This is a genomic window from Corallococcus terminator (assembly GCF_003611635.1).
Taxonomy (GTDB): domain Bacteria; phylum Myxococcota; class Myxococcia; order Myxococcales; family Myxococcaceae; genus Corallococcus; species Corallococcus terminator.
Map to the genome: position 1 here is coordinate 1 of NZ_RAVZ01000235.1, position 15,829 is coordinate 15,829.

General features: G+C 69.9%; 14 protein-coding genes. 5 read left to right on the forward strand and 9 right to left on the reverse strand.

Going from position 1 to position 15,829, the window contains the following annotated elements:
* Positions 1-580: nuclear transport factor 2 family protein (locus D7V88_RS28060; RefSeq protein WP_120543702.1), on the forward strand; the 580-nt coding region annotated here is incomplete at its 5' end.
* Between the two features lie 90 nt (positions 581-670).
* Here the strand turns inward: D7V88_RS28060 and gyrA are convergent.
* The 3 genes from gyrA to D7V88_RS28075 form a co-directional block, all read right to left on the reverse strand.
* The gene (gyrA, locus tag D7V88_RS28065; protein ID WP_120543703.1) at positions 671-3,550 is read right to left on the reverse strand and encodes a DNA gyrase subunit A; all 2,880 of its coding nucleotides are present in this window, start codon (positions 3,548-3,550) and stop codon (positions 671-673) included.
* A gap of 215 nt (positions 3,551-3,765) precedes the next feature.
* Positions 3,766-4,557 (reverse strand): tetratricopeptide repeat protein, encoded by a 792-nt coding sequence (locus D7V88_RS28070; protein ID WP_120543704.1) that lies wholly within the window; start codon positions 4,555-4,557, stop codon positions 3,766-3,768.
* A 58-nt stretch (positions 4,558-4,615) separates the two neighbouring features.
* The gene (locus tag D7V88_RS28075; protein WP_158625167.1) at positions 4,616-5,467 is read right to left on the reverse strand and encodes a class I SAM-dependent methyltransferase; all 852 of its coding nucleotides are present in this window, start codon (positions 5,465-5,467) and stop codon (positions 4,616-4,618) included.
* A 464-nt stretch (positions 5,468-5,931) separates the two neighbouring features.
* On the opposite strand from D7V88_RS28075, the gene D7V88_RS28080 reads away from it, so the two are divergent.
* Complete coding sequence (locus D7V88_RS28080; protein ID WP_120543706.1) at positions 5,932-7,257, forward strand: M24 family metallopeptidase; 1,326 nt, start codon at positions 5,932-5,934, stop codon at positions 7,255-7,257.
* A gap of 142 nt (positions 7,258-7,399) precedes the next feature.
* Positions 7,400-7,759 carry a response regulator gene (locus D7V88_RS28085; protein ID WP_120543713.1) on the forward strand — a complete coding sequence of 120 codons (360 nt, stop codon included), beginning with the start codon at positions 7,400-7,402 and terminating at the stop codon, positions 7,757-7,759.
* Between the two features lie 12 nt (positions 7,760-7,771).
* Here the strand turns inward: D7V88_RS28085 and D7V88_RS28090 are convergent, their stop codons facing one another.
* Positions 7,772-9,013 carry a tetratricopeptide repeat protein gene (locus D7V88_RS28090; protein ID WP_341870715.1) on the reverse strand — a complete coding sequence of 414 codons (1,242 nt, stop codon included), beginning with the start codon at positions 9,011-9,013 and terminating at the stop codon, positions 7,772-7,774.
* A 208-nt stretch (positions 9,014-9,221) separates the two neighbouring features.
* Here D7V88_RS28090 and D7V88_RS28095 point away from each other — a divergent pair, with 208 nt between their 5' ends.
* Positions 9,222-9,968: an endonuclease/exonuclease/phosphatase family protein gene (locus tag D7V88_RS28095; RefSeq protein WP_120543707.1), complete on the forward strand. Its 747-nt coding sequence runs from the start codon at positions 9,222-9,224 to the stop codon at positions 9,966-9,968.
* A gap of 7 nt (positions 9,969-9,975) precedes the next feature.
* Here D7V88_RS28095 and D7V88_RS28100 read toward each other — a convergent pair whose 3' ends face one another.
* The 5 genes from D7V88_RS28100 to D7V88_RS28120 form a co-directional block, all read right to left on the reverse strand.
* A complete protein-coding gene (locus D7V88_RS28100; RefSeq protein WP_120543708.1) occupies positions 9,976-10,779 on the reverse strand; it encodes a thioesterase family protein in 804 nt (267 codons plus the stop codon).
* 22 nt (positions 10,780-10,801) lie between these two features.
* On the reverse strand, positions 10,802-12,406 hold the full coding sequence (locus D7V88_RS28105) for a TIM44-like domain-containing protein (RefSeq protein ID WP_120543709.1): 1,605 nt from the start codon (positions 12,404-12,406) through the stop codon (positions 10,802-10,804).
* On the reverse strand, positions 12,403-13,032 hold the full coding sequence (locus tag D7V88_RS28110) for a hypothetical protein (protein WP_120543710.1): 630 nt from the start codon (positions 13,030-13,032) through the stop codon (positions 12,403-12,405). The genes D7V88_RS28105 and D7V88_RS28110 overlap by 4 nt, the downstream gene beginning before the upstream one ends.
* A 40-nt stretch (positions 13,033-13,072) precedes the next feature.
* On the reverse strand, positions 13,073-13,750 hold the full coding sequence (locus D7V88_RS28115; RefSeq protein WP_120543711.1) for a uracil-DNA glycosylase: 678 nt from the start codon (positions 13,748-13,750) through the stop codon (positions 13,073-13,075).
* Positions 13,751-13,862: 112 nt separating this feature from the next.
* Positions 13,863-14,444: a hypothetical protein gene (locus D7V88_RS28120; RefSeq protein WP_147448896.1), complete on the reverse strand. Its 582-nt coding sequence runs from the start codon at positions 14,442-14,444 to the stop codon at positions 13,863-13,865.
* A gap of 117 nt (positions 14,445-14,561) precedes the next feature.
* Between D7V88_RS28120 and D7V88_RS28125 the strand changes: the two genes are divergently transcribed.
* The coding region (locus D7V88_RS28125; RefSeq protein WP_147448897.1) for a TadA family conjugal transfer-associated ATPase at positions 14,562-15,829 on the forward strand (1,268 nt) is incomplete at its 3' end.

Here is a 15,829-nt window from a genome sequence, read left to right on the forward strand (position 1 = left end):
CCCCAAGGCCGCGCCGACCGCGACCGCGCCCAAGACCGCGCCTGCCGCGACCGCTCCGACGAAGCCGGATCCGCGCAAGGCCGTCCTCGAGCGCACCCAGGCGGGACTTGCCCAGCTCCCCGCGCCGAAGCCCGAGGACGTGAAGTCCATCGACTCCCTGCTCAAGGCCCTCTACGACGTCATCAGCGGGCCGGCCGGCGCGCCTCGCGACTGGCAGCGCTTCCGCTCGCTCTTCTACCCTGGCGCGACGCTGGTGCCGCTCGTGCACAGCCCGACCGTCCCCGGCCTCCACGCACGCCCCTTCAGCGCGGAGGAGTACATCACCCTGTCCGCCGGCGCCGCCTCCACGCAGGGCTTCTTCGAGAAGGAGACCCAGCGCCAGTCCCTGGGCTACGGCGACCTGGTCCAGGTGATGAGCACCTACGAGGCGCGGGGAACCCTGGACGGTCCCGTCATCGCCAAGGGCGTCAACAGCATCCAGGTCTTCAACGACGGCCAGCGCTGGTGGGTCATGCACATCGTCTGGCTGGATGAGAGGACCGCCGGCATCAAGGTGCCCACGGACCTCACCCGCAAGTAGCCCCCCACGAACGAAGAGGGCCGGGACCCGGAAGGCGCATGTCGCGCCCCCGCTCCCGACCCTCCGGTGCTTCACACCGACCTACCGACTTCAGCCTTCGGAGCCGGGCTCGTCGTCCGAACCCGCCGAATCCGCCGCACCGGAAGCCTCCACCGCGTCATCGAACGGCGTCGCGTCCGAGGAAGCCTCCACCGGCGCCGCGTCCGTGGAACCCTCGGCCGCCGCGTCCACCGGAGCCGCAGCGTCACCGGCCTCGGTCTCCTCCTCCGACTCCTCGCCTTCGGGCAGCTTGGAGATGGCCATCACCTTCTCCTCGCCGTTCTCCAGCGCGATGAGGCGCACGCCCTGCGTGTTGCGGCCGATGACGGAGATCTCCTTCACCTTCATGCGGATGAGCATTCCGCCGTTGGTGACGATCATCACCTCGTCGCTGTCCTTCACCTGCACCACGCCCACCACGCGGCCGTTCCGCTCGGTGGTCTTGATGTCGATGATGCCCTTGCCGCCACGGCCCTGCTGCCGGTACTCGGCGCCCTGCGTGCGCTTGCCGTAGCCGTTCTCCGTCACCGTGAGGATGGCGCTGTCCGTCACCACCGCCGGCACCTGCTCCCCTTCCGGCACGGGCTCGCCTTCGGCCGGGGCCGGGGCCTTCGCCTCCGGCTCCACCAGGTCCGCGCCCACCACTTCGTCGCCCTCTTCCAGCGTGATGCCCTTCACGCCGTAGGCCTGACGGCCCATGGAGCGCACGTCCGACTCCGGGAAGCGGATGCTCATGCCCGTCGCCGTGGACAGCAGGACGTCCTTCGTCCCGTCGGTGATCATCACACCGACCAGCTCGTCGCCCTCGTCGATGCCCAGCGCGATGATGCCGCTCGCGCGGACGCTTTCGAACGCGCTCAGGTCCGTGCGCTTCACCACGCCCTTCTTCGTGACGAAGAAGACGTAGCGGTTCTCCGGGAAGTCGCGCGTCACCAGCACCTGCGCCAGCCGCTCGCCCTCACCGAACTGCACCAGGTTCACGATGGCCTTGCCGCGCGACGTCCGGCTGCCCTGCGGAATCTGGTACACCTTCAGCGAGTACAGCTTGCCCTTGGTGGTGATGGGCATCAGGTACGCGTGCGTGCTGGCCACGAACACCTTGGTGACGAAGTCGTCCTCCTTCGTCCCCGCGCCCGTCTTGCCGCGCCCGCCGCGCTTCTGCGCCCGGTACTCCGACAGGGGCGAGCGCTTCACGTAGCCCGTGTGCGAGAGCGTCACCACCATCGTCTCCTCGGCGATGAGGTCCTCGTTGGTGAACTCGTCCACCGCGCCGGAGATCTCCGTGCGGCGCTTGTCACCGTAGCGCTCGCGGATCTCCATCAGCTCCGCCTTGATGACGCTCAGCAGGCTGCTCTCGTTGGCCAGGATGTCCTGGAGCCGGATGATGTCGCGCGCCAGTTCAATCAGCTCGCGGAACAGCTCCTCGCGCTGCAGGCCGGTGAGCCGCTGCAGGCGCATCTCCAGGATGTTCTGCGCCTGGCCCTCGCTGAAGCCCGCGCCCTCGTACTTGTGCGCAAGGCCCCCGTAGGACGGCTCCTCGTTGCGGGCGCGGGTGACCAGCAGCTCCATCTGCGCCTTGGCCTGCGCGTAGTCGATGCGCTGCAAATCCTTGAAGTGCTCGCGCGTGTAGAGCTCCGGCGACAGGATGTTCATCAGGCCCCAGCGGGCCTCGTCCGGGTCGCGGGACGCGCGGATCAGGCTGACCACCAGGTCGATGAGGTCCTGCGCCACCAGCAGGCCTTCGACGATGTGCATGCGCGCCAGCGCCTTGCGCAGCTCGAAGCGCGTGCGGCGCGTGACGACGTCGCGGCGGTGCGCGACGAAGCGGTCCAACATCTCCTTGAGGTTGAGCGTGCGCGGCTGCCCACCGTCGATGGCGAGCATCACCACGCCGAACGTCGTCTCCAACTGCGTCATGGAGAAGAGGTTGTTGAGCACCACCTGGGAGATGGCATCGCGCTTGAGTTCGATGACGACGCGCATGCCCTGCCGGTCGCTCTCGTCGCGGATGTCGCTGATGCCTTCCAGCTTCTTCTCGCGCACCAGCTCGGCGATCTTCTCGATGAGGCGCGCCTTGTTCACCTGATAGGGCAGCTCCGTGACGATGATGGCCTCACGGTCACCCTTCTTGTTCGCTTCAATCTCCGTGCGCGAACGGATGGGGATGGAGCCCCGGCCCGTCTCGTAGGCGCGCATGATGCCCTCGCGGCCGGTGATGATGGCCGCGGTGGGGAAGTCCGGACCCTTGATGAACTCCATCAGGTCGCGGACGGTGCAGTCCGGGTTTTCGATGAGGTGCAGCGTGCCCGACACCACCTCCGTCATGTTGTGCGGAGGGATGTTGGTGGTCATGCCCACCGCGATGCCCGTGCTGCCATTGACGATGAGGTTGGGGAACTTGGCCGGCAGGACGAGCGGCTCTTCCAGCGAGTCGTCGTAGTTGGGCCCGAACTCCACGGTCTCCTTGTCGATGTCCGACAGGAGCTCCTCCGCCAGGCGCTCCATGCGCACTTCGGTGTAACGCATGGCGGCCGGTGAATCGCCGTCCACCGAGCCGAAGTTGCCCTGGCCGTCCACCAGCAGGTAGCGAAGGCTCCACTCCTGCGCCAGACGCACCATCGCGTCGTACACGGACGAGTCGCCGTGCGGGTGGTACTTACCGATGACGTCACCCACCACGCGCGCGCTCTTCTTGTAGGCGCGGTTGTGGAGGTTGCCCAGGTCATTCATCGCGAAGAGGACGCGACGGTGAACGGGCTTCAGGCCGTCGCGCACGTCTGGCAGCGCGCGGCCGATGATGACGGACATCGAATAGTCGAGATACGAACGGCGCATCTCGTCTTCGATGTTGATGGGAATGAGCTCTCCGGCGCCGCTCGACGGAGGAGGCGCGGAGGGCGTTGCCGGCGTGTCGGTGGTGTCGTCAGCCATGGGCTCTGGAAGGTGCGGACGGGCCCCTCACGTGGGGGGCTCCGCCCGATGGGAGAGTGTTCGTAACCCCTGGATTTCCCTCAGTCAACAGGGGAAACAGGGCGCATGGACCCTGGTTGCCCGCCCGCCCGGTTTGAAGTGGCGGAAAGGGCCTTTCCAGGGCCTGGGATTCAACACCCGGGCGGTGCGTTTTCAGCCCCGCGGGACGCGCGTTTTCAGGCCTTGGGACGGAGGCTCGCGGACAGCCGTTCGGCCTCCGCGCCCACGCCGCCCTCGGGGTCCTTCTTCTTCGCCAGGTCGAACGCGGCCAGGGCCCCTTCGCGGTCGCCGCGAAGCTTCAGCGCGACGCCCACGTTGAGGTGCGCGGAGGGGTTGTCGCGGTCCATGGCCAGGGCCTCGCGGAACAGTGCGAGCGCCTGCTCCACGTCGCCGGACAGGAGCGCTTCACGGCCCGCCTGCACGCGCTTGTCCGCGTCGTTGACCAGCTCCACCTCGAACACGCTGCGGCCCACGACGTTGGCCACCAGCATGCGCAGGATGCCGCCCCAGTAGAACGTGAGCCCTTCCGCGGCGACGACGGCGGCCAGGGGCAGGTCGGGCAGCAGTTGCTTGCCCCGGAACTTGAAGCGGACCTTCGTGTAGCGGCCCTTGTTGGTCCAGTGGACCAGTTCGCCCTGGAGCTTCTTGAGGCCCGCCTCAAGCTGCGCGGGGTCGATTTCGAAGGGCAGCACGCGGCCCTTGGACTCCTCGCCGGCGGGCAGGCGCTTGCGGTCGTCCTCGCGGGGGTCCGCGGCGGGCCCGGTGCCGGGCTCGGAGTCGAAGACGGGCTCGGCCTCCAGCACGGGAGGCTTCGGGGACGACGCGGAGGCGCGGCGGGGCTCCACCTTGGACTTCACCGGCCGGGCCGGAGCCTTCGCGGGCGGGGCCGAGGGCTTCGCGGGCGCGGCCGGGCGCGCGGACTGCTTCTTCGCCTTCGCCGGGGACTTGCGGGGTGCCGTTCTTGCCATGGGTCCACTCTAAGCGACCCCTGTGCGCGCCGCTCGTGAAGACGTGCGAAGTTGGCCCTCAGGTGGGGCCGGGCCGGTGGCCCCAGACGCCCACCATCAGGCTGGGCACCAGGATGCTCCCGCTGGCGCGCAGTTCGGCGGTCAGCCGGGCGGCCAGCGTGTCGATGTCCACCTCCGCCGCCGTCGCCACGCCCAGCCGCTCCATGTGGGGCACGAGCGAGCGCACCGTCTCCACCAGGGCCTCCGTGGGGTCCGCGTCCGGCGTCGTGCCCAGGCGGCCGTTCACCACGCCATCCTCCACCGCCAGCCCCGCCTGCCTGAGCGTGGGCACCAGCTCCAGTCCCATGTGCACGTGGATGCCCACCCGTTCGCAGGTGGGCAGCATCCAGCCCCAGAGGCGGTGGAACAGCGGCAGCTCCGGGTGCGTCAGCCCCGTGGCCGCCAGCTCCAGCTCGTGCAGCGCCAGCACCCCGCCGGGGCGCAGGTGCTCCGCCATGCGCCGCACGAAGGCCACCGGGTCCGGCTGGTACATCAGCACCAGCCGGCCCACGACGGCGTCGAAGGGCCGCGTGAGGGGCAGGGCCTCCAGGCCCGACTCCACGAAGTGCACGTTCGCCATGCCCAGGATTTCGGCCCGGCGTCGTGCCCAGGTGAGCGCGCGGGCCTCGCGGTCCACGCCCACCACCTCCCCCGTGGGCCCCACCTGCTCCGCGGCGAGGAAGGCCACATCACCCACGCCACAGCCCACGTCCAGCACGCGCATGCCGGGCTGGAGTCCCGCCCCGCGCAGCACCCCGTCCGTGAGGGGCGCGTACATCCGGGCCTGGAGGATGAGCCTTTGCAGCTCCCGGTCCTCGTGGCCCAGGAAGTAGTTGGAGGTGGAGGCGGACTCCGCATCGTCGGTGCGCATGGGCAGACTCCCGGGTGGGCCCTGGAGACGCCCCCCGTGTCTGAGATTGCACATCCGCGCGGGTGCTGACGGCCCCGTCCTCCGGTCGTGAGGCTGGGGGCGCGGCCCGACAGAGACCCAGGACCCCAGGGCGGGTTGCTTCATCGGAAGCTCAGGCAGCGCCCACCTTCTCGACACCACAACCGGCCCGCGCACCGGCACGAAGGGCGCTGGAAAGCCGTCTTACGACAAACCGGCACGGGCCGTGGCGGCCCCGGCGACAAGCCCCGCGAGGAGGTCATCATCAACACGGTACCCCTCGAAAGACTTTCGGACTGACTCGACGGGTCCCAGAGCTTTCCGCACAATCACAGACTTCCCCGAGGTCCAGGCCAGGCAGGCGTCCCGGGCCCGGGCTTCGTGCGTTTCATTGACGCGCGGCCGTGAAACACTTGGCGCCCTCCCCCACCCAGGAAGCACGCCCCATGATGCGCGTCCGGTCCGTCCTCCTCTCCGCTTTGCTGTCCGCCTCGCTGGTCCATGCGGCGCCCGCCGTGCCCGCCGCGGAAGGCGCGTGGCCCCGGCTGCGCAAGGAGCGCCTGCAGAAGCTGCTGCCCCAGGCCATGGCCCGCGCGGGCGTGGATGCGTGGGTGGTGCTGTGCCGCGAGAACGACAACGACCCGCTCGCCGCTCACGTCGGCGGCGAGAACGCGGGTGGCACCGCCGCGTTCCTGTTCCTTCGCGACGGCAACACGCTGCGCTCGGTGGCGCTGTCCCCCGTGGGTGAAGCCACGGCGCTCAAGGACATGGCCGTCGTGGATGAGGTGGTGCCGGTGGACCGGGGCGCGGACGTGCTCGCGCTCGTCGCCGCGCGGCTCGTGAAGGCGAAGCCCACGAAGGTGGCCATCAATTCATCGGAGCGGATGTCCATCGCGGACGGTCTGTCCGCCACGCAGCGCGCGAAGCTGGAGGCGGCGCTCACCCCGGCGCTGCGCAAGCGGCTGGTGTCCTCCGAGGACCTCGTCTCCGAATGGCTGTCGGTGAAGCTGCCGGAGGAGGTGGACATCATGCGCAAGGCCGCGGCCCTCACCGCGCAACTGGAGGAGGAGGCGTACCGCACGGTGGTGCCGGGCAAGACGCGCGACTCGGATGTGGCGCGTTTCCTCAAGAAGCGCATCGCGGAGCTGGGCGTGGGCGACGGGTGGCAGCCGGACCAGAACCCCAACGTGAACAGCGGACCCACGCGTGGACACTCGAACGCCACCGACCGCGTCATCCAGCCGGGGGACTTCATCCAGACGGACTTCGGCATCCGCGTGGGCAACACGTGGGTGACGGACATCCAGCGCTTCGCCTACGTGCTGGCCCCGGGACAGAAGCAGGCCCCCGCCGAGGCGCTGGCGAAGTGGGAGAAGTCGAAGAAGGGCAGCCGCATCGCGCTGGCGGCGATGAAGCCCGGCGTGCGCGGCTACGACGTGGACAAGGCCCAGCGCGACTTCATGCGCGAAGCGGGCTCCGAGCCCGTGATGTGGGGCACCGGCCATCCCGTGGGCTACTGGGCCCACGACGCCGGCCCCGCGCTCTCCGGCGCGCAGTCCGGCAAGCCGCCCACCGGCTCCGCGCTGCGCACGTTGCAGCCCGGCCAGGTGTTCGCCTTCGACGGGTTCTTCGCGTGGAAGGACGGCAGCAGCCCGGACGCGCTGCGCATCCTCTCCGTGGAGGAGATGGCCGTCGTCACCGACACCGGCGCCGAGTACCTCAACCCACCCCAGGAACAGCTCATCCTCATTCCCTCCGCGCCCAAGCCCTGAACAATTCAGGGGTCGCACTCCGTGAGACAGGGGGCGTTCCCGACCCAGCGAACCTGTTGGGTGGGGAGGGTGCGCGCGGCGGACCGGGCTCGGATACAGTCCTGAACATCGCCGCGCCGCGATGGCGCAGGAGGGCAACCCCATGCCAAGCGTGCTGGTCATCGACGATGACCTCTTCGTCCTCGCGACCGTGGGGGACGTCCTGCGCAGCGCGGGCTACACGGTGCTGACGGTGCAGTCGCCCGCCGAGGCGTTCCACCTGGACCTGTCCGGCATCTCCGCCATCCTGTGCGACTACAACATGCCGGAGATGAATGGCTCCGACGTGCTCGTCGCCATGCGCGAGTTGCAGGAGGTCCGGGCGCCGTTCATCTTCCTCACCGGACACTCGGACCTGGACGACCTCATCCCCGTGGCCATCCGCTACGGTGCGGAGCTGTTGCCCAAGCCGGTGGACCCCGCGGAGCTGACGCGGCTGTTGCGCAAGCAGATCGCCGCGTGAGCGCGGCCCGCCTCAGCCCAGTTCGGTGAGCAGCGCTTCGGCCTGCGCTCGCCAATCCGCTTCCAGCGCGGGATGGCGCAGCAGCGCGACCAGCCGCTCCCGCGCCGACTCCGGAGCCCCCAGCCGGGCCTCCACGCGGGCCAGGGACAGCACGGGCTCTGGCCGTTGGGGCGCTCGGTGGTGGGCCTCCGCCAGCAACGCCCTCGCGGGCAGCACGGCCTCCGGGGGCCCGTCCTCCACCTGACGCAGCAGCAAGAGGGCCTGTCGCCACGGCGGCATCCAGTCGTCCGGGGACAGCCGCACGGCCTCGCGCCACGCGGCGAGCGCGCGCTCCACCTCCGGGGGCTCCCGCGCCTCGAACACCAGCGCCTCCACGGAGCGGCTGAGTCCGGTGGACATGCCCCGCGCTTCCAGTTGGTGGCACAGCTCCAGCGCCTCCAGGAAGCGCCGCTCCGTCACGCGCAGGCGGGCCAGGTGCCCCAGCGCCGCCACGCCTTCGGGCTCCACGCGCACCCGGGCCTCCGCCGCGGACACCGCGCCCCGCACGTTGCCGCGCGCCAGCCGCACATCCGCCAGCGCCTTGAGCAGGCCCACGTCGTCCGGCACCGCCTTCTGCCCCTGGCGCAGCAGGTCCTCCGCCGCCTCCAGCTCCCCGCCCGCCTCCAGCGCGCGCGCGAACACGAGGTAGCTGGGCGCGTGCCAGGGATCCAGGCGCAGCGATAGCTCCAGGTGCGCGAAGGCCTCCTCCAGGCGATCCAACAGGAAGAGCACGCGGGCCAACTGGAAGTGGTGCAGGGCCACGCGGGGCTCCAGCGAGACGGCGTGCGCGAGCGCGGGGTGCGCGGCCTCCGCGTCGCCCTGCTCCACGCGCACGTAGCCCAGGCCGAAGAAGGCCTCCGTGGGCGGTGCTGGTTCCGCGACGAGCGCGCGGTAGAGCTCCAGCGCCTGAGACCATTCGCCGCGCCGCGTGTGCAGCGCCGCGCTCACGAGCCGCGACTCCCGCTGTTCGCCCGCGCCGGCCCGGGTGACGCCCAGGAGCAGCGATTCCGCGAGGGCCTCCTCGCCATCGACGAGCGCCAGACGGGCCAACGTGAGCATCGCCCGCCAGTCCCCGGCGTCGCGCTCCTGCGCCCGCGTGGCCTCGCGGCGGGCCCCCTCCAGGTCACCTGCCTTGAACAGGGATTCGTAGCGTGGAACCGGGCTCAGGACAGACGCTCCCCATGGAGAATGGGCACTGCACGAAAAGCTAATCAGGGATGCCTGTCCGCGCCGCACGGCGCCTTACAGAAAAGGAGGGCCTTCGGAGACCCGAGCCCCACGCGAGTCCCAATGGGGCCCCCAGGTCACCGGCTCCTCCCCAGGTTAGCAGACAAGCAGACAACCTCCCCCATCCGGTCCCCAGACACCATCGAACCCCCACCGGGCTTGCCAGTCGCGCGAGCTCCGTGTTCCCCCTGGAGCGGTGCGACTCAAGGTGCTCACCCTCAACGTGGCGCACGGCGCGCCCTTCGCCGTGCCGATGCCCTTCCTGCGCCGGAGGACGGCCTTGCTGGGCACACTGGACGCGGTGGCGGCGCTGCTCCTCCGGGAGGCCGCGGACGTGGTGGCGTTGCAGGAGGCGGACCGCGCAAGCCTCTTCAGCGGGAGGGTGGACCAGGTGGAGCACATCGCCGCGCGGGCCGGCCATGCGCACGTGCACCACGGCGTGCACTCGGGGGTGCCGGGGCTGTTCGCGCAGGGCACCGCGCTCCTGTCCCGCCACAGGCTGGAAGCGCGCGAGGCGGCGCACTTCGGCCGCGACCGGCGCGTGGACAAGGGCTACGTCGTCGCCGCGCTCGCGATGGAGGACGGGCCCGGCCCCGACGTCGTGTCGCTGCACCTGGATCCGTTCTCCGCCGCCGTGCGCCAGCGACAGGTGGACCGGCTCATCCAGGCCCTGCGGCAACGGCCCAATCGACCCCGCATCGTGCTGGGTGACTTCAACGCGGAGGACGCAGGAGGCGACGGTCCCGTGGCGCGCCTGTGCGCCGCGCTGGAGCTCCACACGCCGAGCGAGGGCGAGCCCACGTATCCGGTGCCTCACGCACGTCAGCGACTGGACTGGGTGCTGGCGTCGTCCACACTGCGCTTCACCCGGTACGCGCGCCTGCCGGACGCCGTCTCCGACCACCACGCGGTGGTGGCCGAGCTGACGGAGGCCGACCGCTGAAGCACGCTCAGCCGAGCACGGCGACCAGTTGCCGGCACTGCGCGAGCAGCGTGCCGTCCTGCGCCCAGAGCAACTGGGACTCCTCGGTGTAGCCCTCGGCGGCCTGACGGGAGCGGCCGGTGCGCAGGTACTGCGTGTCCGGCGCGAGCCGCGTGAGGGGGAACGTCTGGAAGAACTGCACGGTGAAGTCCACCGTGGCGGCCGCGCGGAAGCCGTCCACGTGCGACAGCACCGACGGCGGATACGCATCCATCAAGCCCACGCACAGGGAGGCATCCAGCACCGTGGGGTCGCGCGGCCGCAGCCAGCCGCCCACCTCCGCCTCCGCCGCGCCCGAATACGGCGGTGAGCCCACGCAGTAGCGGTACTCGAAGAAGCGGCAGAAGTCCGGCATGGGCACGTCGTCCGGGACGGGCGTGAGCGTCTCCGGCGCCGGCACCTCCGGCATGACGAAGTCCAGGTAGCCCGGAGCCCCACCGCGCGCGGCGCCAAAGGTGGCCGTGGCCACGGCCACCACCACGCCCCCGCTCTCCACCCGCGCGGTGGCATGCGTGACGAGCTTGCCGGCGCGCTCCAGGCGGGTGTGCACGTCCGCCACGCCCTCCACCGCGGGCGAACAGAAGTGCACGGTGAGCGAGCGCACCGGACGCTTCGCGTCGTTCAGGTGGTGCTCCAACGCGCGCATCACCTGCCCCGCCACCACGCCCCCGTAGGCGCCCCGGCCCTGGTACCAGGCGGCCTCGTAGCGCGAGCGGTAGTGCCCGGGGGCGAGCGGTTCAACGAGGGTGGCGGCGAAGAAGGCGGCGGTCATGATGCACCGCATCCTAGTCGCATCACCCCTGATAGGCCTCGTCCTGTTCGATGCGGCTGAGCACCCAGTCGAACTCGCCGGACGTCACCCGCGCCTGGCAGTGCGTGCAGTGGCCCGCCATGTTGATGGACAGCGGGGCACCGCACGAGGGGCACTGCTTCTTCGTGTCCGCGATGCCCTTCACGCCGCGTCCGCGGATCAGCGTCCAGTACTCGGAGTACGCCCGCTCCTTCGTCCGGCTGCCCCCCACGACCTTCTCGTCCTGGTCGCGCACCGTGAAGTCCAGGCTGATGGCGTGCACGCGCAGGGTGACGGCGTCGTAGTACGCATCCCGCGTCACCCGCGCGAGCGTCAGCTTCGTGATGCGCGCGTTCTGCGTGATGTTGCGCAGGCCCGCCTGACGGTAGGCGTTGATCCAGTACAACTGCGTCTGGAAGAGGTTGTCACTGAGGAAGGGCCGCATGCCCTGCCACTCGCGCTTCGACCACGCCGTCTGCATCTCGTGGAAGATGAACTCCAGCCGGCGGCGCAGGCCCACCGCGGTGACGTTCGGATCCTCCTGCGTGAGCGCCGTCAGCGCCTCCTGCGCCTTGGGGTCGCGCAAGGTGGGCAGCTCCGTGCCCTGCTCCTCGGTGGTGCCGGTGAGCTGGGGGCCGCGCCGCTCGCGCTCCAGTGACACCACGGAGGTCACCACCCAGTCGAACTCACCGGTGTTCACCACCGTGTTGCAGTACGAGCACAGGTGCCCGTGCACCGCGTCCAGCGGCGCGCCGCAGTTCGGGCACTTGAAGACGCGCGCCTCTTCCGGGGGACGTGAGCGCACGGAGGTGGAGCGCTCCAGCGCCCACGCCTCGTGCACGTAGAAGCTCTGCTCGGTGCCGGAGACCTCCGTGTAGTTGGCCTCGAAGTGCAGGGCCACGCTGACGCGCGGGCTGCCCGGCGCCACGCCGGACACCTCGTGGTACGTCATGGCGCCCACCACCACGGCGGTCACCTGACGGGGACTCCCCAGCGCCCGGAGCGCAGCGGTGGCTTCGTCGGACAGGTACGCGCTCAACGTGTCCAGGCGATCCCCACCGCGCGCCTCGTGCACCTTCGCGAAGAGTGAGGAGGCGAAGTCCTCGAAGAGGACGATGGAGAAGTCCGGATCCAACGGCCGCACCTGCCCATCCGAACCGCGCGAGCCCAGACGGCCCAGCCCCGCGAGCTTCGAGCGCAGCGAAATCTGGCGCCGGGAAGGCGGAGGCCCGTGGGGCGCGGAGGTGCTCCAGTCGCGCGACTTCTTCCGGAGGTCGTTGCTCCCCTGGACCACGGCGAAGACCACCACCACGCCGACGAGACCCAGGATGAGGCAGAAGCCCAGGCCGCCACCGCCGCCGCCCCGGGACGAGGAGCCCGAACTCCCGTAGTAGGTGGACGAACCGCGACTGCTGGAGCTGCTGGAGGAACGGCTGCTGGAGGAACGGCTGCTGGAGTAGCTCCGGCTGCTCGACGAACTCCGGCTGCTGGACGACGAGCCCCGGTAGGAACCGCCGCCACCGGGGCGAGCCTCGGATTCAGGAAGGGCGCTGAAGCCCAGCCCCAGGAACAGCGCGACCGCGAGGAGGAAGGATTTCGAGCCCCTCACGCCACCACCCCGGGCATGTCCGGCAGCTCGTTGACGTCGTCTTCCATGCGCGGCAGCACGCGCGCGAGCGGCGCCTGGACGCGGCGCAGGGCCTGGAAGAAGGGCTCGGGCGAGGAAGAGGCCATGAGCGCGGCGGAGAGCGCGGCGAGGGCCTCCTGCCACTCCGTGCCCAGCGCCGCGGTGTCCACGCCGTAGTCGGTGACGACCTCCACCCGGCGCTCGAAGAGGGAGACGAACACGAGGATGCCGGTGCGCCGCGACGTGCGCGACACGCCCAGTTCGGTGAAGGCGGCCCGGGCGGTGGTGCGCACGGCCTCTTCCTGGAGCTTGCGCGAGGTGAGCGCGCGGCGCAGCGATGGAAGGCCCCGGCTGGCCAGCGTGCCCGCGAAGAAGGCGAGCAGCACCACCGGCGGGAAGACGGCGAGGTGGATCTCCTGCGGGATGAACAGGAGCACCATCAACACGGCGAACGCGAGGCCCGCGCCCACCCGGGCATCGGTCTGGGCGTAGTGGCCGGAACTGGAGCGCACCGCCACCACGACCTCGGCGGAGGTCTGCGTTTCAATGGCCGCGACAGCTTCGGCGGCCTGGGTCCGGGCGGCATCTTCGAGGAACGTCGTGGCCATGATGGGCTGGCACTATAGCCAACCCTCCGACGTCCCGAGCCTACCCGGGAAGTCGCCAGTCGATGGACTTCTGGCCCCGGGCCTCGAGCGCGGCGTTGGTTTCGCTGAAGGGCTTGCTTCCGAAGAACCCCTTGCTGGCGGACAGGGGGGACGGGTGCGTGCCCTCCATGACGACGTGCCGCTTCGCATCGATGAGCGACTTCTTCTTCTGGGCGGGCTTGCCCCAGAGGAGGAACACGACGGGGTCGGGCTTTTCGCTCACGGCGCGGATGACGGCGTCGGTGAACTGTTCCCAGCCGTGTTTCGCGTGGCTGTTGGGTTCGGCCTGGCGGACGGTGAGCACGGTGTTGAGCAGGAGCACGCCCTGCTTCGCCCACGGGATGAGCGACCCGTCGCGGGGCTTGGGTGCGCCCACGTCGCTCTGGAGCTCCTTGAACATGTTCACGAGCGAGGGCGGAGGGGGCACGCCGGGCTGGACGGAGAAGGCCAGGCCATGGGCCTGCTTCGGGCCGTGGTAGGGGTCCTGGCCCAGCAGCAGCACGCGCACGTCGGCGTAGGGCGTGAGGCGGAACGCGGAGAACATGTCCGCCTCCGACGGGAACACGGTGTGCTCGGCGCGTTGCTCCCGGAGGAAGCGCTCCAGTTCCTTGAACGACGGTGCATGGATGGCGTCCTGCAGCACCTGCTTCCAGTCTTCGGGCAACCCGTCCGCAAGCATCGTTGTGACCCTCCCAGAACCCCCACCCTACCCCGCGCCTCGGACACTGGGGCCGCCGTGATCGCGCCGGGGTGCCGCACGGCGAACATCACGGCGGGGACGGGGACGACCGTCAGGGAGAAGGAACAGAGGGTGGGCGCGTCCCCGCGTCCAGCCACTGCGCGGGGAGCGCAGGATGCGATTCGCCCCAGGAGGTATCCCCCACGGGGATGGACGTCTCTGGGGGTGTGGCGGAGACGCCCGCATCGGGGCTGCCGGGAACGGGCGTGCCGTCGGGTTCGCCGTCATGGAGGCTGCGCAGGATTCGGCCCTCGGAAATCCTGACCGCGTAGGTGGCGCCTCCATCCAGCAGGCGTGGGCCAGGAGTACAGGCACGAGGATCCGCGTCGATGCGGACGAAGGCGAGGTCTCCTTCACGGAGGATCCGGAAGCGGTAGGACTCCCGCCGGTTCCAGCACGAGCGCCCTTCGTGTTCCGGGGGAAGGAACGCATCTGCCGCGAGGACCACGGCGCGAAGCAGGGCTCCGTCCAGTGCGTACATCTGTTCCGGCGCGTCGGTGGACAGCGCGACCCGCGAGGAAAAGTCCGGGAGGACGATGGACGGGTCCTCCACCCATGAGGGCGTAGGCGAAGCACCCTGGCGTCGCATGCACCCGATGAACAGCACCATCCCCAGAAGCAGCAGGCGTCTCATGGTCCCGTCCCCCTCACACATGGCCCCCATGATTCTGGAGCGCTGACAGGAAAGCGAGCAGGCAGTCAGGTCAGGTGCTTGGGGCCTGGGCCCGGGCGCGCTAGCCTTGCTCCCGCCATGACGATGTACACCGAGTCGCTCCGCGCCTTCCTCAAGCCCGTCCTGCCCTACCTGGACGACGAGTCGGTGTCGGAAATCATGATCAACGGCCCCACCGACGTGTGGATCGAACGCAAGGGCCGCCTGACCAAGACGGATGCCTTCTTCTCCGAGGAAGGCCTGATTGGTGCCGCGCGCAACATGGCCCAGTTCGTCGGCCGCCCGCTCACCGACGAGCGCCCCCGCCTGGACGCGCGCCTCCCGGATGGCAGCCGTATCCACGTGGTGATTCCGCCCATCGCGCGCAACGGCACCACCATCTCCATCCGCAAGTTCTTCAAGGACAAGCTCAGCATCGACTCGCTGATGAAGTTCAAGTCGCTCACCAAGCCCATGGCGCGACTCATCGAGGCGGGCATCGCCACCAAGCTCAACATGCTGGTGGCCGGCGGCACCGGCTCCGGCAAGACGACGCTGCTCAACATCGTCTCGTCCCTCATCCCCGACGAGGAGCGCATCCTCACCATCGAGGACTCCGCCGAGCTCCAGCTCAACCAGTCCCACATCGTGGCCTTCGAATCCCGCCCCCCCGACAAGTTCGGCAAGGGCGGCGTGGACATGGGAGACCTGCTGCACTCCGCGCTGCGTCTGCGCCCGGACCGAATCGTGGTCGGCGAGGTCCGCGGCGGCGAGGCCTTCCACCTGATGCAGGCCATGAACACCGGTCACGGCGGTTCGCTGGCCACCACGCACGCGAACACGCCCACGGACACGCTGCGCCGCATTGAATCCCTGTGCCTCATGTCGTCCGTGGAATTGCCCATGGTCGCCGTGCGCGCCCAGGTGGCCAGCGCCATCAACTTCGTCATCTGCTGCGAGCGTCTCCACGACGGCAGCCGAAAGACCATCGCCCTGTCGGAAGTGCTCCCCCTCACGGAGAAGGGCGAGTACCGCACGCAGGACATCTTCGTCTTCACGCCCGTCTGCAAGGACGAGCACGGCCACATCCTGGGCTACCACGCGCCCACCGGCATCATCCCCAACTTCATCAACAAGGCGCGCGCGTACGGCTTCGAGGACCTGGACGACGCCTTCTTCGACCCGGCCACCTACGGCGTGCCGGCCCCGCCCAACTTCCAGGTCGGCGAGGCGTACACCCTGCGCTGGGCCCCCTCGCTGAAGCACCGCGAGCAGGGCCTCCCGGACCCGGCGAACTTCAAGGAGGAGTGGAGCCGCTTCGAACAGTTGCTCAAGAACGCGGGCCCGGACGGTCCCTCCGGCTGTCT